This window comes from Paraburkholderia sp. BL17N1 (genome assembly GCF_003634175.1).
GTDB lineage: Bacteria > Pseudomonadota > Gammaproteobacteria > Burkholderiales > Burkholderiaceae > Paraburkholderia.
Genome location: NZ_RBIW01000001.1, coordinates 2,413,774 through 2,432,411, shown reverse-complemented (window position 1 = coordinate 2,432,411; position 18,638 = coordinate 2,413,774). Strand labels below are relative to the sequence as shown.

Genomic DNA, 18,638 nt, shown 5'->3' with positions numbered 1-18,638 from the left:
GGCGCTGGACTCGATCGGTCCCGCGCCCTTCCTGTGCTGCCAGACGCCTTTTATGCGGCGTTACGGCGCTTAGCCGAGTTCGCTAACGAGCTCGGGCACGAGCGTGAACAGATCGCCCACCAGACCATAATCGGCGACGCTGAAGATCGGCGCTTCTTCGTCTTTATTGATCGCAACGATCACTTTGCTGTCTTTCATCCCGGCCAGATGCTGGATCGCGCCCGAGATGCCGACTGCGATGTACAGCTGCGGCGCGACGATCTTGCCGGTTTGACCGACCTGATAGTCGTTCGGTACGAAGCCCGCGTCGACCGCGGCACGCGATGCGCCGAGTGCGGCATTCAGTTTGTCCGCCAGCGGTTCGAGGACCTTCGTGTAGTTCTCGCCGTTGCCCAAACCGCGGCCACCCGAGACGATGACCTTCGCCGACGTCAGTTCCGGACGGTCCAGCTTCGTCACTTCGCGGTTGACGAAGGACGAGATACCGCTGTCCGCCGCCGCTTCGATTTTCTCGACCGTTGCGCTACCGCCTTCAGCTGCGACTGCATCGAAACCCGTCGTGCGGACCGTGATGACCTTGATCGGGTCAGCCGATTGCACGGTTGCGATGGCGTTGCCGGCGTAGATCGGGCGCTCGAACGTGTCCGGGCTATCCACCGCGGTGATATCGCTGATCTGTGCGACGTCGAGCTTCGCTGCGATACGCGGCGTGATGTTCTTGCCGTAGGCGGTTGCCGGCGCGAGGATGTGCGAATAGTCCTTCGCGATGTTCAGCACCGTCGCTTCAATGTTTTCCGCGAGGCCTGCTTCGAGTTGCGGCGCGTCGGCCAGCAGTACTTTGCTCACGCCTGCAATCTTCGCTGCGGCATCCGCCGCGGCTTGCGCGTTGTGCCCTGCCACCAGCACGTGAATGTCGCCACCAATCTTCTGGGCCGCTGCGATCGTGTTCAGCGTCGCGGCCTTGATCGATGCGTTGTCGTGTTCTGCTATTACCAGATTCGTCATTTGCTCTGTCTCCCTCACAGCACCTTGGCTTCGGTCTTCAGCTTCTCGACCAGCGTCTTCACATCCGGCACCTTCACACCGGCGGAGCGCTTGGGCGGCTCGACAACCTTCAGCGTCTTCAGGCGCGGCGTGACATCAACGCCGAGGTCTTCCGGCTTGAGGACTTCCAGCGGCTTCTTCTTCGCCTTCATGATGTTCGGCAGCGTGACGTAGCGCGGCTCGTTCAGGCGCAGGTCGGTCGTGACGACAGCAGGCAGCGTCAGCGACAGCGTTTCCGCGCCGCCATCCACTTCGCGCGAGACGGTCGCCTTGCCGTCAGCAACAACCACCTTCGATGCAAACGTGGCTTGCGGCAAACCAGCCAGCGCGGCGAGCATCTGGCCGGTCTGGTTCGAATCGTCGTCGATAGCCTGCTTGCCGAGAATGATCAGCGAAGGCTGCTCCTTGTCAACCAGCGCCTTCAGCAGCTTGGCCACGGCCAGCGGCTGCAGTTCCTGCGAAGACTCGATCAGGATCGCGCGATCCGCGCCGATCGCCAGCGCCGTGCGCAGCGTTTCCTGCGATTGCGTCACGCCCGCCGACACGGCGATCACTTCCGTCGCCACGCCCGCTTCCTTCAAACGCACGGCTTCTTCAACCGCGATTTCATCGAACGGATTCATCGACATCTTCACGTTCGCGATGTCGACGCCCGTGCCGTCCGACTTGACTCGAACTTTCACGTTGTAATCGACCACTCTTTTGACTGGCACCAGGATTTTCATGCACACGCTCCAAAGTTACGAATACGTCAACCCAACGAACATTATAACGACTGCCCTCATCGCAGCCCGGTCGCGGGTGCTTTAGCAGGAGGATATCGCTCCTCAATGGCGTGACGGCAATATCGAACGGTCGTTCTATTTTAATCCCGAAAAAACCCGGGCGACAACCCCGGGTTAAGCCCTACGACTCTAAATTTGCATTGCCGTCGTGTTCTGCTTGCTCTGCAGGCCGCCGTCTCACCAGGCGGTGATGACCGACCCGCCGAATTTGCTTTCGACGAACTGCTTCACTTCCGGCGAATGATACGCCGCGACCAGCTTGGCGACCCACGGCTTGTTCTTATCTGCCTCGCGGATTGCGATGACGTTCACGTAAGGACCCTTGGGGTCTTCAATCGCGATGGCGTCCTGCTTGGGCTTCAGACCCGCTTCCATCGCGAAGTTCGTGTTGATCGCAGCCGCGTCCACGTCGTTCAGCGAGCGCGGAATCTGTGCGGCATCGAGTTCGACGATCTTCAGCTTCTTCGGGTTGTCGACGATGTCGAGCGGCGTCGCCTTCAGGCCCGCGTCGGCGCGCAGCTTCAGCAGACCCTGCTTTTGCAGCAACAGCAGCGCGCGGCCGCCGTTGGTCGGATCGTTCGGCACCGCGATCTTCGCGCCCGGCTGCAGTTCGGCGAGCGTCTTCACTTTCTTCGAATAGATACCCATCGGATACGTGACCGTGTCCGCGATACGGATCAGCTTGTAGCCGCGGTCCTTCACCTGCGCCTGCAGATACGGGTCGTGCTGGTAGCTGTTTGCGTCCAGATCGCCGCCGGCGAGCGCCGCGTTCGGCTGCACGTAGTCGGAGAATTCGACGATCTTGATGTTCAGACCGTTCTTCGCCGCGACCGTCTTCACGACTTCCATGATCTGTGCGTGCGGACCGCCGGTCACGCCGACCTTGATCGTGTCTTCGGCGTAAGCCGCGTTGGCGGCGACGAGCGATGCGGCACCGAGCGCGGCAGCCAGCTTAAGAATGAAACGACGTTGCATGATGGACCTTTCCAAACCTGTCGACTTTGTTGTTTTACTTATGGCTCAAACAACGCACGAGCCAATCCCCGAACGACTGCACCAACTGCACGAAGACGATCAGAATCACCACGACCGTCAACATCACTTCCGGCAGGAAACGCTGATACCCGTAGCGAATGCCGAGATCGCCGAGACCGCCGCCGCCGATCGCGCCCGCCATCGCCGAATAGCCGACCAGCGAGACGAAGGTGATCGTCAAGCCGGCGACCACGCCCGGCAGCGATTCCGGCAGCAACACCTTGAAAACGATCTGGCTGGTGGTCGCGCCCATCGCCTGAGCCGCTTCGATCAGACCGCGATCCACTTCGCGCAGCGCCGTCTCGACCAGACGCGCGATGAACGGCGCGGCGGCGATCGTCAGCGGCACGACGGCGGCCGCCGTACCGATCGACGAACCGACCACGAGACGCGTGAACGGAATCACCGCAACCAGCAAAATGATGAACGGCGTCGAGCGCACCGCATTGACGACTACGCCCATCACGCGATTCACGGCGATGTTCTGCAACACGCCCTGGCGATCCGTCAGATACAGCAGCACGCCGAGAGGCAAACCCACCAAAGCGCCGACCAGTCCGGAAATGCCCACCATGACGAGCGTTTCCCAGAACGACTGGACGAACATATCGAACATTTCACTCAACATACGAGAGCTCCTCCACCACCACGCCCTGTTCACGCAGATACGTCAGCGCCTGCGCCACCTTCGCCGGTTCGCCGCCCGCGAGCACCGCGAGCGAGCCGAACGCCTGCCCCTGGATCTCGTCGATCTGGCCGTGCAGGATGTTGAAATCGAGTTCGTAGCGGCGAATCGTTTCGGAGAGAATCGGTTGATCGACACCTGAGCCGGTGAAGGCGAGCCGCAGCAAGTGGCCGCTGCCGGTCTTCAGGCGTTCCGCCACGCGCGCCTTCATGGCGGGCGGCAATTCCTGCGCGATCACGTCGCCGATCAACGCGCGCGTGACTTCGTGATGCGGCTGCAGGAACACGTCGATGACCTTGCCCTCTTCGACCACACGGCCGGCATCCAGCACGGCGACGCGGTCGCAGACCTGCTTGATCACGTCCATCTGGTGCGTGATCAGCACGATGGTCAGGTTCAGTTCGCGGTTGATGCGCTTGAGCAGGTCGAGAATCGCGCGCGTGGTTTCTGGATCGAGCGCGGAGGTCGCTTCGTCGGAGAGCAGCACCTTGGGCTTGCTGGCCAGAGCGCGCGCGATGCCGACGCGCTGTTTTTGGCCGCCGCTGATCTGCGCCGGATAGCGGTCTTTCTGTGCCGACAGGCCGACCAGTTCGAGCAGCGGCAGCACGTTCGCTTCGATTTCGTCGCGCTTCATGCCGGCGAGTTCGAGCGGCAGCGCGACGTTCTCGTAGACCGTGCGCGAAGACAGCAAATTGAAGTGCTGGAAGATCATGCCGATCTCGCGGCGCGCCTCGCGCAATTGCGCGGCGGGCAGCGTCGTCAGATCGCGGCCGTTGACGACGATATTGCCTTCGCTCGGGCGCGTCAGCAGGTTCAGGGTGCGCACGAGCGTACTCTTGCCCGCGCCGCTGCGGCCGATGATGCCGAACACCTCGCCCGCCGGAATCGACAGATTGACGTTGTGCAGCGCCTCGACCCAGCCCCGGGGCCCGGCGAACCGCTGGGAGATATTGCGTATTTCGATCATGGAAAAACGAAACGGCGGAGGCTGCCGGCGAGCGTTGTGTGCTCCCGGCAAGCGGCCGCCGTTGCTTTTATTGGGATTTGAGCCCGCAATTCTACCGCAGCGTCGTCATTCCCTTTAATAATCAATTACGATCTTTTCATAACCTGTGGGCATTAGAGGCATGCTCAGTGCAAGACCCTCGCGCCCGCATAGTCGCTGCGACTATGATCGGGCGGACCAGAACAGGATAAGCGGCGGTTATGCAGACATCATCCCAAAGCAGCAATGTGCGGCCCGGCGTGGGCAAGCGCAGCGGCAACGGCAACGCCGGCGAACCGCAGCGCGCCTCGGTGACGACCTCCGACGGCGTCGACTTGCCGCTGTACCGCTGGGCGGCCACCGTGCCACCGCGCGCCATAGTCGCCCTGCTGCACGGTCTCGCCGAGCACGCCGGCCGCTACGCAGCGCTCGCTGCGCGGCTGAACGCGGCCGGCATCGAACTGGTGGCGATCGATCTGCGCGGCCACGGCCACGCGCCCGGCAAGCGCGCCTATGTGAAGCGGTTCGACGACTATCTGCTCGACGCGCAAGCTTTGCTCGACGCCGCCGCGCCAAGCTGCGCTCCGCTCTTCCTGATGGGCCACAGCATGGGCGGCGCTGTGGCCGCGCTGTATGCGATCGAACGCCTCGACGCGAGCGGCCGGCGCCTGAATGGGCTGATCCTGTCGAGCCCGGCGCTCGCACCCGGCCGCGACGTGCCGCGCTGGATGCTCAAGCTGAGCCAGGTGATCAGCCGTCTCTATCCAAGTTTCCCGGCGATGAAAATCGACGCCGCTTTGCTCTCACGCCTTCAGCCCGTGGTGAACGCCAATCGCAACGATCCGCTCGTGCATCACGGCGCGATTCCCGCGCGCACCGGCGCGGAACTTCTGCTGGCGATGGCGCGCATCGAACGCGGCCGCGCGGGCTTACGGGTACCGCTGCTGGTCTATCACGGCACCGCCGACAAGCTCACCGAACCCGCAGGCAGCCGCGAATTCGGCCAGCATGCAGGCTCGCCGGACAAAACCCTCACGCTGCACGAAGGCAGCTATCACGAGACGATGAACGACCTCGACCGCGATCGGGTGATCGGCGCCTTGATCGAGTGGATTGAAAAACGGCTGGTGATCCGATAGAGCCTGAGTCGCGCGTGGCTAGCCGGCGTCACGACTTCCAGTCGGGCGGCCGTTTGTCGATGAAAGCCTGCACGCCTTCGAGCGCCGACTCGTCCATCATGTTGCAGGCCATGGTCTGGCCGGCGAGTTGGTAAGCCGCCTCGATACCCATTTCCAACTGACGATAGAAGAGGCCTTTGCCGGCGCTCACGGCTTCGACCGGTTTCGCGCAAATGCTGGTGGCGAGCCGCGCGATTTCCGCGTCGAGTGCATCCGTTGGAACCACGCGGTTGACGAGACCTTGCTGCTTTGCCGCGGCGGCATCGATGAAATCGCCGGTGAGCAGCATTTCAAGCGCTGCCTTGCGCGACAGGTTGCGCGACAACGGCACGGAAGGCGTCGCGCAGAAGAGGCCGAGGTTCACACCCGAAACGGCAAACCGCGCCGTGTCGGCGGCGACCGCCAGATCGCACATCGCGACGAGTTGACAGCCGGCCGCGGTGGCAATGCCCTGCACCCGCGCGATCACCGGTTGCGGCAAGCGCTGGATCGTCATCATGAGCTTCGTGCAGCGGGCGAACAGCGCCTGGTAGTAAGCCAGCGACGGCGCCGCGCGCATTTCCTTCAGATCATGCCCCGCGCAGAACGCCCGGCCCGCGCCGGCGATCACGACCACCCGAGCGTCCGACCGCGCGATTTCGCTCAATGCCGTCTGAAGCTCGTCGAGCAAAGCGTCTGAGAGCGCGTTGAAGGCATCGGGCCGGTTCATCGTCACACGCACGACGCCCGGCACGCCGTACGCGCCGTGTTCGATCTCGATCAGTGAAGCGTTGTCCGCATCGGCATTCATGGCTCGGTCCTAATGCGTTTTGAGTGGATGGCGCCGCGGCCTGGCGCCTCAGATCCCCGCCAGCGAGCGCACGTGCGCGACTACGCTGCGCCCGAGCGCGGACAGGTTGTAGCCGCCTTCGAGACAGCTGACGATCCGTCCGTGCGCATAACGCTTCGCGATCTCGCGCATCTGATCGGTGATCCAGGCGTAATCGTCCTCGACGAGACCCATGTTGCCGAGGTCGTCCTCGCGATGCGCGTCGAAGCCCGCCGAGATGAACAGCATCTCCGGCTTGAACTCATGCAGGCGCGGCAACCACAGCAGGTCCACCGCTTCGCGCACCGCCATGCCTTTCGAGCGCGCCGGCATCGGCACGTTGCACATGTTCGGCGCCTGATTGTCGGCACCGGTGAACGGGTAAAACGGATGCTGGAAGATGCTGCACATCAGCACGCGCGAGTCGCCCGAAAAAGCAGCTTCGGTGCCGTTGCCGTGATGCACGTCGAAGTCGATGATGGCGACGCGCGCGAGGCCGTGCACTTCGAGCGCATGACGCGCGGCGATCGCGACGTTGTTGAAGAAACAGAAGCCCATGGCACGCGCCGGTTCCGCGTGGTGGCCGGGTGGCCGAATGCTGCAGAAAGCGTTGTCGTAACGGCCTTCGATCACCGCATCGGTCGCGGCGACTGCGGCGCCCGCCGCACGCAACGCGGCTTGCAAACTATGCGGGTTCATCGTCGTATCGGGATCGATTTCGGCGGTTCCTTCGACGGGAGAGCGGCTGCGGATATAGTCGACGTGAGCTTGCGTATGCACGCGCAGCAGCGCGGCATCGTCGGCGAGCGGCGGCGACTCGCGTTCGATCAGCGAGTCGATGCGGCTCGCGATCAATTGATCTTCGATTGCCTGCAGACGCGCGGGGCATTCGGGATGCCATTGCCCCATGTCGTGCAGCAGACAGTCGGCGTGGGAATAGAAGCCTGTTGCCATGTTTCTCTTTCTGCGGCGTCACGCCTTCGAGGCGCGCGCGGCATGTCTCCATCCAGGGGCGCGCGCCCTCGGCGCGCCAACATTCATCAAGTTACCACACGATGCGGCTGTGACGCGTCAGGCACAGTTTTGCCGGAGGCGTCGGGTATACTGCCCCGATCGGTTTTTCCCCGTCTTTCCCTTGTCTCCTGCGCCACGCGCCTTTAGCTCACTATGACCGTCAAGCTTGCTCTGTCTGCACGAAACCGGCTACGTATCAGAACCATGGCCGCCGCACTGTCCGTCGCATCGTGCATGTTCATGGCAACCAGTCCGGCGAGCGCGCAAAGCGCCGGCAAGAAACCGCCGGTGCTGCTCGCGCAAGGCCAGCCGCAACCCGCCGTGCCGCAAGGGCAAACGTTTGAAGAAGAGATCATCCCGCAGCGCTACGCGAACAATGCCGACGTCAATGCGTTCATCAACGACATGGTCGCGCGTTACGACTTCGACGAAGCCTCGTTGCATTCGCTGTTTGCCCGCGTCAGTTATTCGGCCACCGCAGTCAAGCTCGTGACGCCGTCGCCCTCGCCGTCGGTCAAGAACTGGCGCGTGTATCAGTCGCGCTTCCTCGACCAGGTCCGCATCAATGCCGGCGTGCGCTTCTGGCGCGCGAACCAGGCCACGCTGCAACGCGCCTATGAAGAGTTCGGCGTGCCGCCGGAAGTGATCGTCGGCATCATCGGTGTCGAGACGATCTATGGGCGCTTCATGGGCAACTTCCGCGTGCTCGATGCGCTGACCACGCTCAGCTTCGACTATCCGAGCACGGCCAATCGCGCGGATCGCCAGGCGACCTTCCGCAAGAACCTCGAAGACTACCTGGTGTGGACGCGCGACTCGCAGATCGATCCGACCACGGTGCTCGGCTCCTATACCGGCGCGATCGGCATTCCGCAGTTCCTGCCGAGCAGCATCGTGCAATACGCGGTGAGCTACGACGGCAACAAGCAGATCGATCTGCGCACGAGCCAGGCGGACGCGATCGGCAGCGTGGCGAATTATCTGCGTCAGAACGGCTGGGAAAACGGCCGGCCGGTCGTGTGGAAGATCGGCTCGGACGCCGGCAGCCTGGGCGTCGCGCAAGCAGCCGCGGACGGTCAACCGGAACCGCACTGGCCGCTCGATCAATTGCTGCGCGCCGGCTTGCTGCTGAACGAACCGGGTGTGGATGTGGCGTCGGAAGCCGGCACGCCGGTGACCGTGGTGGACCTGCCCTCACCGGGACGCGGAACCGAGTTCATGCTGGGCCTGAAGAACTTCTACGTGTTGACGCGCTATAACCGCAGCTTCTTTTATGCGCTAGCGGTGTACCAGCTGGGTCAGCGGGTGAAGGCGCAGATGGAAGCCGGCGACGCGACGAACGCGGGCAATAACGCGGCGCCGCCGGCTGCGGCTTCGCAATAATTTCCATGCGGTCGCCGGGTGCGCCTGGCGGGTCGACGAGATGAAAAAAAGCGCCGGTCTCGAACCGGCGCTTTTCGTTGGCGAGCGAGACTTTGAGCGACGCGCTTACGCGGGAAACACACCCGTCGACAGGTAGCGATCACCGCGATCGCAAACGATGAACACGATCGTCGCGTTCTCGACCTGCCGCGCGACGCGCAGCGCGACTTCGCACGCACCGCCCGACGAGATGCCGGCAAAAATCCCTTCCACCGACGCCATGCGGCGCGCCATCGCTTCCGCAGCGGCCTGGCTCACGTTCTCGACGCGGTCCACGCGGCTGCGATCGAAGATTTTCGGCAGATAAGCTTCGGGCCATTTGCGGATGCCCGGAATACGCGAACCTTCTTCGGGTTGCGCGCCAATGATCTCGATGGCCTGATTCTGTTCTTTCAGATACGTGGACACGCCCATGATCGTGCCGGTCGTGCCCATCGACGACACGAAGTGGGTAATGCGCCCTTCCGTATCGCGCCAGATTTCCGGACCCGTGCCTTCGACGTGCGAGGCCGGATTGTCCGGGTTGGCGAACTGATCGAGGATGATGCCCTTGCCTTCGCGCTGCATCTGCTCGGCCAGATCGCGCGCGTACTCCATACCGCCCGTGACCGGCGTGAGCACGATCTGCGCACCATATGCGGCCATGCTCTGACGTCGTTCCACCGACAGATCTTCCGGCATGATCAAGACCATCTTGTAGCCACGGACCGCGGCCGCCATGGCGAGCGCGATGCCCGTATTGCCGCTGGTCGATTCGATCAGCGTGTCGCCCGGTTTGATGCGCCCGCGCGCTTCCGCTTTCTTGATCATCGACAACGCGGGGCGATCCTTCACCGAACCCGCCGGGTTGTTACCCTCGAGCTTCGCAAGAATCACATTATTGCGGCTGCGGATCTCGTCGTCGGGAAGCCGGACGAGTTGTACGAGCGGCGTGTTGCCGATCGTGTCTTCAATCGTTTTGTAAGCCATATCGGTCTGGAGCTGTCGATGCGCGGAGTCTTCAATCGTTCGATTCTAAACCACCGTGCCCGCGGCTGCCGTGCGGCCCTTCTGCCCGCATGGATGCAGGCGCCCGTGCGGGAGCGCCCGCAACGCAAAAAGCCCGCGGCTGAGTACCGCGGGAGCCAGTCATCTGCATGACAGCTGAAGGAGCTTTATTGCCAACTCCGACCATGAAGGGGAAACGAAGGAGCAGGCTCCGCGCGCGGGTCACGAAACCCACGCGCGGAGTCCGCGTCAGGCTATTTCTTCACTGCCACCGTGGCGTTGCTCTTCGGCGTGGCGGCCGGAACGGCCGCGCCTTTGGTCTGTGCAGCCGCCGCAGCCTGCGGGTTAGCAGCCGCGCCAGCCGGACCGACAGCGAGACCCTCCGCCTGCAGGCGCTCGACGGTATGCCCGCCCATGCCTTTGACGCGCTTGCCGAGGTCGGCCGGATCCTTGAACGGACCATGCGCTGCACGCTCTTCGAGAATGGCTTTCGCCTTGGCAGGACCGATGCCCTTGATGCCGCGCAACGCATCCTCATTAGCCGTGTTGACGTCGACCGCCGCATAAGCGTGGCCAAAAGCGGCGAGCATGGCCGCGGTAACCAGAATTTTTCGAAACATATGGAATCTCCCTCGTACAACCGGTTGGCGACCATCACCAACCGGGAGATTCCAGTTTAAAGAGGGATCCGAATTATTTACACCTGGCCGAATAGCCAACGCACGTAACGGTCGACACCTTCCTGCACGCTCAGGAACGGCGCGTCGTAGCCGGCCGCGCGCAGTTTCGACTGATCCGCCTGCGTGAAGCACTGGTACTTGCCGCGCAACGCGTCGGGGAACGGAATGTATTCGATCAGCCCACGCTGCACCTGATCCGCGAGCGACAGCGCCGGTTGGTTGTTCAGCGAGCGCAGCGTGTTGACCACCGTGCTGGCGATGTCGTTGAACGGTTGCGCGCGGCCGCTGCCCAGGTTGAAGATGCCCGACTTGTCCGGATTGTCGAAGAAGAACAGGTTGACCTTCACCACGTCTTCCACTGAGACAAAATCGCGCGTCTGCTCGCCCGCCGCATAGCCGTTATATTCGCCGAACAGCTTGACTTTGCCCTCGGCGCGGAACTGGTTGAAGTTGTGAAACGCTACCGACGCCATGCGCGCCTTATGCGTTTCGCGCGGCCCGTAGACATTGAAGTAACGGAAGCCGGCAATCTGGCTCTTCGCCGTGGGCAGCACGCGGCGGATCACCTGGTCGAACAGGAACTTCGAATAGCCGTACACGTTCAGCGGCTGTTCGACTTCGCGCTCTTCGACGAAACGGCTCGAGCCGCCGTACGTTGCCGCCGAGGACGCATACAGGAACTGGATGTTCTGCGCGAGGCAGACATCGAGCACGTCGCGGCTGTAGCGGAAGTTGTTGTCCATCATGTAGCGGCCGTCGGTTTCCATCGTATCCGAACAGGCGCCTTCGTGGAAAATCGCGCGCACCTTGCCGAAGTCGCCACGCTTGAAGCGTTCGACGAATTCGGTCTTGTCGAGGTAGTCGTCGATCTCGCAGTCCACGAGGTTCTTGAACTTGTCCGCCCGCGTGAGATTGTCCACGGCGATGATGCGTTGTTCACCGCGCTCGTTGAGCGCCTTCACGAGATTGCTGCCGATAAAACCGGCCGCGCCGGTGACGATGAGGGTCATGATTGATGATCCTGCGGTAGTGAGCTTGGCATTGGATCGGAGTCAGCGCGTGGCGCTCGCTCCGATCGACAGGTTCAGTCGACGCCGCCCGGATCCCATTTGCACGCCATTCACAGAAGGACAGCGAGGGACCCGGCGGGCCGCATCAGTGAAAAAGTTCGTCGTAGTCGACGGTGGCGGTGCCGAGTTTGCCGACCACGATGCCGGCCGCGCGATTCGCGAGCCCGACCGCCTCGACCAGCGTGAGACCCGCGCCGAGCATGGCGGCGAGCGTGGCGATCACGGTGTCGCCCGCGCCCGAGACATCATACACTTCGCGCGCAACCGCCGAGGCGTGCAGGATGCCGTCGTCCGAGAAGAGCGTCATGCCCTCTTCCGAACGCGTGAGCAGCAGCGCCTTGAACTGCAGATCGGCGCGCAGCTTCGTCACGCGCGCGATCAGATCTTCTTCCGATTTCCACTGGCCGACCACTTCCCGCAATTCGGCGCGGTTCGGCGTGATCAGCGTGGCGCCGCGATAGCGTTCCCAGTCGTCGCCCTTCGGATCGACCAGCACCGGCTTGCCCACCGCGTGCGCCTTCGCGATCATCTGCGTGACGTGGGTCAGGCCGCCCTTCGCGTAGTCGGACATGAGAATCACGTCGTGCGAGGGCAGCAGTTCATCGAATCGCGCGAGACCCGCGAGCAGCACTTCGTGCGCCGGCGAGTTCTCGAAGTCGACGCGCAGCAACTGTTGCTGGCGCGACAGCACACGCAGCTTGATCGTGGTGAGCAGCGCCGGATCGCGTTCGAGGTGCGGCTTCACGCCGCTTTCGTCGAGCAGTTGCACGATGCGCTCGCCGGGTTCGTCATGGCCGACCACGCACAGCAAGCCGGCTTGCGCGCCGAGCGCGACCGCATTGCGCGCGACGTTCGCCGCGCCGCCGAGACGGTCTTCCTGACGCTGCACGTGCACGACCGGCACGGGCGCTTCCGGCGAAATGCGGTTCACGTCTCCAAACCAGTAGCGATCGAGCATGACGTCGCCCACCACCAGCACGCGCGCGGCGGCGAGCTGTTCGCGCGGCACTACCGTGAGCTGCGGTGCGGGCGTGCTCGGCACGGCGCCCGGCGCGGTCTCAGGCAACGGCCGGAAGTTCAGAGGGTTGGGCATAAGGGCGTCCAATCGAGTGGTAGTCGATGCCGAGTTCGGTCATCGCGTCCGGTTCATACAGGTTGCGGCCGTCGAAAATCAGCGGCGACTTCAGCACCGATTTCAGATGAACGAAATCCGGGCTCTTGAATTCTTTCCATTCGGTCACGATCACGAGGGCGTCGGCGCCGGTGAGCGTTTCGTCCTGCGTAGCCGTGAAAGTGAGACGCGCGAACTGGTCCGGTGCGTCGTGCAGGTCCATGGCGAACACGCGGCGCGCTTCGGTCACCGCGACCGGATCGTACGCGCGCACCTGGGCGCCGCGCGCCAGCAGTTCCGAGATCAGGCGACGGCTCGGCGCCTCGCGCATGTCATCGGTATTCGGCTTGAATGCGAGGCCCCACACGGCGAACGTGCGGCCGCTCAGATCGTCGCCGAGCTTGCTTGTGATCTTGTGCACCAGCACGTCTTTCTGCTTGTGATTCACTTCCTCGACCGCTTCGAGGATGCGCAGATTGTGGCCGCTCTCGCTCGCCGTGCGGATCAGCGCCTGCACGTCCTTCGGGAAGCACGAGCCGCCGTAGCCGCAGCCGGCGTACAGGAAGTGATAGCCGATCCGCGGATCCGAGCCGATGCCGCGGCGCACCGCTTCGATATCCGCGCCGACGCGGTCGGCCAGATTCGACATCTCGTTCATGAACGAGATGCGCGTGGCGAGCATGGCGTTGGCGGCGTATTTCGTGAACTCGGCCGAGCGCACATCCATGTACAAAGTGCGTTCGTGATTGCGGTTGAACGGCGCGTACAGACGCTTCATCAGTTCACGTGCGCGCATGCCGGGTTCGTCTTCGTCAATGCCGATCACGATGCGGTCCGGGCGCATGAAGTCGTCAACCGCCGCGCCTTCCTTCAGGAACTCGGGGTTGGACACCACCGAGAAACGATGCTGCGCGCTGGCGGCGAGCCCGCGTTTAGCCAGCTCCTCTTCGACCACCGTACGCACGCGCTGCGCGGTGCCGACCGGCACCGTCGACTTGTCGACGATCACCTTGAAGCCGTTCATCGTGCGGCCGATATTGCGGGCCGCTTCGAGCACGTATTGCAGATCGGCCGAGCCGTCTTCGTCCGGCGGCGTACCGACCGCGATGAACTGCACGTCGCCGTGCGCGACACTGGCTTCGACATCCGTGGAAAACGTGATGCGGCGTGCCGCGCGCGTGCGGGCGATCATCTCCTGCAAACCGGGCTCGTGGATCGGCACGCCGCCGCTGTTGAGGATTTCGATCTTGCGCGGATCGACGTCGAGACAGAAAACGTCGTGACCGATCTCGGCGAGACACGCGCCAGTGACAAGACCCACATAGCCCGTGCCGATAATGGTGATTTTCATACGCTTTCCGGTAGAGGGTTCCGGTGAGGATTCCCGGCGATGAAGCCGGTCAGAAACACATTGCGAAATCCGCCCGCGCAGAGGCGGTTGCCATACGCCGGGCGTCGGCGCGACCGCGCGCCGGAAACCGGCATCGCCGTCGTTGCCGCGCGAGCATCAGTTCGATGCGGTGATCGGCTCGACGCGGCGCGGCGCATAGGTTTCCCACCCGCTGCAACCCGGGCACTGCCAGTAGAAAAGCCGCGCCCTGAAACCGCAATTCTGGCACGTATACCGTGGCAGATTTTTGGTGCGCTGACGGATCAGCGTGCGCATCAGTTCGAGTTCGCTGCGCCGCGGTTCTTCCGCGACGGCTTGCTGCGCCTCGAGCAGCCGCGTCATGCCCGCCAGGTTCGGCGACTTCTGCATTTGCGAGCGCGCCAGCGCGTGGGCGGCGTCAGGTCCGCGCAGCGATGCGACGTGCTGATAGGCGACATCGAGCAGATCGTTGGTCGGATAGCGGTCCACCCACGTGGTCAGCAGATCGGCGCCATCTTGCGGGCGGCCGAGCGCCTCGTAGGCCTTCATCAGCTTTTCCGCGACCAGCGGCAGATAGGCCGGATTCTGCTCCTCCACCCGACGCCATTGGGCGATGGCCGCTTCCTGCGCGCCGCCGGCCGCGTCGACGTCGCCGAACAGGATCGTGGCACGTACGTTGGTGGGGTTCGCCTTCAGCGCGAAGCCGAGCTGCCGGCGGGCTTCGTCCGGCTTCTTCTGTTGTAGCGCTTCCTGGGCGAGTTCGCAGTGGAATTGCGCGATTTCCTTATCGAGCGACTCGGCGCCCATCGTTTCCAGATGACGGGCGGTGTCGATCGACTTGACCCAGTCCTTCTCGATTTCGTAGATGGTGAGGAGCGCGCGCTGTGCGCCCAACGCGTAGTCGCCGGTTTCGAGCGAGCGGAACGTTTCTTCCGCGCGATCGAGTAGGCCCGCCTTCAGGAAGTCTTGCCCCAACTCGTAAAGCGCATGATCGCGCTCGCTGACCGGCAGGTCGGCGCGGCTCAACAGGTTCTGGTGCACGCGAATCGCGCGATCCGTTTCGCCGCGGCGCCGGAACAGATTACCCAACGCGAAGTGCAACTCGACTGTTTCCGGATCGAGCTTGACCACTTCGATGAACGCGTCGATCGCCTGGTCCGGCTGCTCGTTGAGCAGGAAATTCAGGCCGCGAAAATACGAGCGCGGCAGGTTGGCGCTTTCGGACAGCAGCGTCTTGAGGTCGTAGCGCGCGGCCATCCAGCCGAACGCGAACGCGACGGGTATGACGAGCAGCCACCAGAAGTCTAGATCCATGCGATTAATGCAAATGTGCGGGAAAGCGAAGACGGAAAGCCGCGTTCAAAACGCGCGGCGCAAGGCATTCAGATCAGCGGCGGCATAGGCGGTTGTTCGACCACGACCGGGGTTTCGCGCGCCACCCGCAACTCGCGCTTGAGCCGGCCATTTTCCATGCGCAAGCGCAGCATGGCCGGCATCGACGACACCAGCCCGGCCAGCAGCCCCACCACGAAGAACGCGAGGCCGATCAGGATCAACGGCGCCGACCATGCGTAGCCGGCGAGGAAATTCAGCGTAGCAGGTTGTGTATTGGCGAGCGCCAGCACCAGCAGCAGCACGAACACCAGCACACGGATCAGCCAGACGATAAATTTCATGAATAGGTCTCTTGACGGCAGTTGCGGGGTGACGCCGGCTTGATGACGCGTCGCGCCACGGTGTTGCCCGCGCCGAAGTGACCCGTATTGTAATTGAAGCCCTCGCGGCTGGGCAGGAAGTGGGGGATTGAGGGGTTATGGGAGGTTGTCTTGTTTGGGCGGTAGGTGAGCGGGTGCGGCGGTGGGTTAGCGCTCAGCGGCTGTGTTCGCGGGCCGTGCCGGCTTGCGTGCTTGCAGGCAGCGCGGTGCTTGCATGCGGATCATCGTGGCGGCGTGCGGTGGGCCTTGCTTGCCTGCGAGGGCGTCTGTCCGCCCGTTCGCGCGCCGTACGTGTTTGCCACGCCGGCTTGCGCGCTCGCGGTACGTGTGCCGCCGCGCAAGCCTTGCTGCAGTTGCGCGTTACGCATGAACACGAGCTGCGGGCGTGCTCGCGCGCCACGCTTGTCGGCCACGCGCCGGCCCCGGGCGACACGCCGCCGAGCAAAACGCCAACATACAGGCGAAAAAAAACGCCCGAAGGCGCTTTTTCTGGTCTTTTGCCGACTGGCTTTGGCCGCTGACGCTACCAATGCCACGCTGCAAACGGCACAGCGAAGCATTTACAGGTCGTCATCCGGCTCTTCGGCCTTCAACGGCTCACCCGCGCGACGATCTACCCGTTCACGCAACTCCTTGCCCGGCTTGAAGTGCGGTACGTACTTCTCAGGTACCAGCACCTTCTCGCCCGACTTCGGATTACGCCCGACGCGGGAGGGACGGCGGTTAAGGCCGAAGCTGCCGAAGCCGCGAATTTCGATGCGGTGACCGTTGGCAAGTGCCTCCGACATCGCATCGAGCATCGTCTTCACCGCGAAATCCGCATCTTTAAGGACAAGTTGCGGAAATCGCGCAGCCAGTTGGGCGACCAATTCCGATTTGGTCATACTGCAGCAGACCTCTCAGACTTACTGGTTCTGGCCGTCGAGCTTGGCCTTCAGCAGCGCGCCGAGGTTCGTCGTGCCGGTGGCAGCCGAGCTCGAGTCCGACGAAGCCAGGCCACGAATCGCTTCCTGTTGCTCAGCCGAATCCTTGGCCTTGATCGACAGGTTGATGCCACGCGACTTGCGATCGATGTTGATGATCATCGCGTTGACCTTGTCGCCTTCCTTCAGCACGTTGCGAGCATCTTCCACGCGGTCTTGTGCGATTTCCGAAGCACGCAGGTAGCCTTCGACTTCCGCCGACAGCTGAACCACTGCACCCTTCGCGTCCACCGCCTTGACCACGCCGTCGACGATCGAACCCTTGTCGTTCATGGCAACGAAGTTGCTGAACGGGTCGCCTTCGAGCTGCTTGATGCCCAGCGAGATGCGTTCCTTCTCGACGTCGATGCCGAGAACGATCGCTTCCACTTCGTCGCCCTTCTTGTACTTGCGAACTGCTTCTTCGCCCGTTTCCGACCACGACAGGTCCGACAGGTGAACCAGACCGTCGATGCCGCCCGGCAGACCGATGAAGACGCCGAAGTCCGTAATGGACTTGATTGCGCCTTGCAGCTTGTCGCCCTTCTTGAAGTTGCGGCTGAAGTCGTCCCACGGGTTCGGCTTGCATTGCTTCATGCCGAGGCTGATACGGCGGCGGTCTTCGTCGATTTCCAGAACCATGACTTCGACTTCGTCGCCCAGTTGCACAACCTTCGACGGTGCAACGTTCTTGTTCGTCCAGTCCATTTCCGACACGTGAACCAGGCCTTCGATGCCCGATTCGACTTCGACGAATGCGCCGTAGTCGGTGATGTTGGTGACCTTACCGAACAGGCGCGTGCCCGACGGGTAACGGCGCGAGATGCCTTCCCACGGATCGTCGCCCAGTTGCTTGATACCCAGCGAAACGCGGTTCTTCTCTTGATCGAACTTGAGGATCTTCGCGGTGACTTCCTGGCCAACCGACAGCACTTCGCTCGGGTGACGCACACGACGCCATGCGATGTCGGTGATGTGCAGCAGGCCGTCGATACCGCCGAGGTCCACGAACGCGCCGTAATCCGTGATGTTCTTCACCACGCCTTCCACGATCGCGCCTTCCTTCAGCGTTTCGAGCAGCTTTGCGCGCTCTTCGCCTTGGGTCGCTTCGATCACAGCACGGCGCGACAGCACGACGTTGTTACGCTTGCGGTCGAGCTTGATGACGCGGAATTCCAGCGTCTTGCCTTCGTACGGGGTCGTGTCCTTGACCGGACGCGTGTCGACCAGCGAACCCGGCAGGAACGCGCGGATGCCGTTGACCATGACGGTCATGCCGCCCTTAACCTTGCCCGTGATCGTGCCGGTCACGAGTTCGTTGTTGTCGAGAGCCTTTTCCAGCGACAGCCACGAAGCGAGGCGCTTAGCCTTGTCGCGCGACAGGATCGTGTCGCCATAGCCGTTTTCCAGCGCGTCGATCGCGACGGAAACGAAGTCGCCCGCCTGCACTTCTACCTCGCCCGCGTCGTTCAGGAACTCTTCGAGCGGGATGTAGGCTTCGGACTTGAGACCAGCGTTGACGACCACGAAGTTGTGGTCAACACGCACGACTTCGGCGGAGATCACTTCGCCGGCGCGCATGTCTTGCTTGGTCAGCGACTCTTCGAACAGAGCCGCAAAAGATTCGGTATTCGGGGTAGAGGTTTGCAGGTCGGACATAAAAATCAAAATTTGCATGGTTCTCGCGGTGCCCGGCTGGCCGGACGGTCAGCAATTTCGGCTAGAGTGCGAATGCCACGCGGGGTTATAGGGTTAAACACAACGCTTCACGACGATCGCAAAGCACCT

At 62.8% G+C, this 18,638-nt stretch carries 19 protein-coding genes; 2 read left to right on the top strand and 17 right to left on the bottom strand.

Going from position 1 to position 18,638, the window contains the following annotated elements:
* Window positions 1-69: 69 nt before the first annotated feature.
* The 5 genes from B0G82_RS10970 to B0G82_RS10950 form a co-directional block, all read right to left on the bottom strand.
* Complete coding sequence (locus B0G82_RS10970; protein ID WP_116118018.1) at window positions 70-1,005, bottom strand: FAD-binding protein; 936 nt, start codon at window positions 1,003-1,005, stop codon at window positions 70-72.
* A gap of 14 nt (window positions 1,006-1,019) precedes the next feature.
* Window positions 1,020-1,769 carry an electron transfer flavoprotein subunit beta/FixA family protein gene (locus B0G82_RS10965; protein WP_116118019.1) on the bottom strand — a complete coding sequence of 250 codons (750 nt, stop codon included), beginning with the start codon at window positions 1,767-1,769 and terminating at the stop codon, window positions 1,020-1,022.
* A gap of 237 nt (window positions 1,770-2,006) precedes the next feature.
* Complete coding sequence (locus B0G82_RS10960) at window positions 2,007-2,804, bottom strand: MetQ/NlpA family ABC transporter substrate-binding protein (RefSeq protein ID WP_116139615.1); 798 nt, start codon at window positions 2,802-2,804, stop codon at window positions 2,007-2,009.
* 34 nt (window positions 2,805-2,838) lie between these two features.
* Window positions 2,839-3,492, bottom strand: a complete 654-nt coding sequence (locus tag B0G82_RS10955) for a methionine ABC transporter permease (RefSeq protein WP_121307375.1) — start codon at window positions 3,490-3,492, stop codon at window positions 2,839-2,841.
* Window positions 3,482-4,516, bottom strand: a complete 1,035-nt coding sequence (locus B0G82_RS10950) for a methionine ABC transporter ATP-binding protein (RefSeq protein ID WP_012433961.1) — start codon at window positions 4,514-4,516, stop codon at window positions 3,482-3,484. The genes B0G82_RS10955 and B0G82_RS10950 overlap by 11 nt, the downstream gene beginning before the upstream one ends.
* Window positions 4,517-4,755: 239 nt before the next feature.
* On the opposite strand from B0G82_RS10950, the gene B0G82_RS10945 reads away from it, so the two are divergent.
* Window positions 4,756-5,673, top strand: coding sequence for an alpha/beta hydrolase (locus B0G82_RS10945; protein WP_121307374.1), 918 nt, complete (start codon window positions 4,756-4,758; stop codon window positions 5,671-5,673).
* 28 nt (window positions 5,674-5,701) lie between these two features.
* On the opposite strand, the gene B0G82_RS10940 is transcribed toward B0G82_RS10945, so the two are convergent.
* Both B0G82_RS10940 and B0G82_RS10935 read right to left on the bottom strand, forming a co-directional pair.
* On the bottom strand, window positions 5,702-6,502 hold the full coding sequence (locus tag B0G82_RS10940; RefSeq protein ID WP_121307373.1) for an enoyl-CoA hydratase: 801 nt from the start codon (window positions 6,500-6,502) through the stop codon (window positions 5,702-5,704).
* 48 nt (window positions 6,503-6,550) lie between these two features.
* Window positions 6,551-7,474: a histone deacetylase family protein gene (locus B0G82_RS10935; RefSeq protein WP_121307372.1), complete on the bottom strand. Its 924-nt coding sequence runs from the start codon at window positions 7,472-7,474 to the stop codon at window positions 6,551-6,553.
* Window positions 7,475-7,768: 294 nt separating this feature from the next.
* Between B0G82_RS10935 and mltB the strand changes: the two genes are divergently transcribed.
* Entirely contained in the window at window positions 7,769-8,917 is a 1,149-nt protein-coding gene (gene mltB / locus B0G82_RS10930) for a lytic murein transglycosylase B (protein WP_241974522.1), read from the top strand.
* 105 nt (window positions 8,918-9,022) lie between these two features.
* Here mltB and cysM read toward each other — a convergent pair whose 3' ends face one another.
* The 10 genes from cysM to rpsA form a co-directional block, all read right to left on the bottom strand.
* On the bottom strand, window positions 9,023-9,925 hold the full coding sequence (gene cysM / locus B0G82_RS10925) for a cysteine synthase CysM (RefSeq protein WP_106283257.1): 903 nt from the start codon (window positions 9,923-9,925) through the stop codon (window positions 9,023-9,025).
* A gap of 272 nt (window positions 9,926-10,197) precedes the next feature.
* Window positions 10,198-10,563, bottom strand: coding sequence for a helix-hairpin-helix domain-containing protein (locus tag B0G82_RS10920; RefSeq protein ID WP_121307371.1), 366 nt, complete (start codon window positions 10,561-10,563; stop codon window positions 10,198-10,200).
* Window positions 10,564-10,640: 77 nt separating this feature from the next.
* Window positions 10,641-11,633 carry an ADP-glyceromanno-heptose 6-epimerase gene (gene rfaD, locus B0G82_RS10915; RefSeq protein WP_121307370.1) on the bottom strand — a complete coding sequence of 331 codons (993 nt, stop codon included), beginning with the start codon at window positions 11,631-11,633 and terminating at the stop codon, window positions 10,641-10,643.
* A 145-nt stretch (window positions 11,634-11,778) separates the two neighbouring features.
* Window positions 11,779-12,786, bottom strand: coding sequence for a D-glycero-beta-D-manno-heptose-7-phosphate kinase (gene rfaE1, locus B0G82_RS10910; RefSeq protein ID WP_116139604.1), 1,008 nt, complete (start codon window positions 12,784-12,786; stop codon window positions 11,779-11,781).
* Window positions 12,752-14,155, bottom strand: a complete 1,404-nt coding sequence (locus tag B0G82_RS10905) for a UDP-glucose/GDP-mannose dehydrogenase family protein (protein WP_106283261.1) — start codon at window positions 14,153-14,155, stop codon at window positions 12,752-12,754. The genes rfaE1 and B0G82_RS10905 overlap by 35 nt, the downstream gene beginning before the upstream one ends.
* A 156-nt stretch (window positions 14,156-14,311) precedes the next feature.
* Window positions 14,312-15,487, bottom strand: a complete 1,176-nt coding sequence (gene lapB / locus B0G82_RS10900) for a lipopolysaccharide assembly protein LapB (RefSeq protein WP_106283262.1) — start codon at window positions 15,485-15,487, stop codon at window positions 14,312-14,314.
* Between the two features lie 68 nt (window positions 15,488-15,555).
* The gene (locus tag B0G82_RS10895) at window positions 15,556-15,849 is read right to left on the bottom strand and encodes a LapA family protein (RefSeq protein ID WP_012433972.1); all 294 of its coding nucleotides are present in this window, start codon (window positions 15,847-15,849) and stop codon (window positions 15,556-15,558) included.
* Between the two features lie 260 nt (window positions 15,850-16,109).
* Complete coding sequence (locus tag B0G82_RS10890; RefSeq protein WP_116139600.1) at window positions 16,110-16,301, bottom strand: hypothetical protein; 192 nt, start codon at window positions 16,299-16,301, stop codon at window positions 16,110-16,112.
* 147 nt (window positions 16,302-16,448) lie between these two features.
* The gene (locus B0G82_RS10885) at window positions 16,449-16,772 is read right to left on the bottom strand and encodes an integration host factor subunit beta (protein WP_012433973.1); all 324 of its coding nucleotides are present in this window, start codon (window positions 16,770-16,772) and stop codon (window positions 16,449-16,451) included.
* 21 nt (window positions 16,773-16,793) lie between these two features.
* The gene (gene rpsA / locus B0G82_RS10880; protein WP_121307369.1) at window positions 16,794-18,527 is read right to left on the bottom strand and encodes a 30S ribosomal protein S1; all 1,734 of its coding nucleotides are present in this window, start codon (window positions 18,525-18,527) and stop codon (window positions 16,794-16,796) included.
* Window positions 18,528-18,638: the final 111 nt, after the last annotated feature.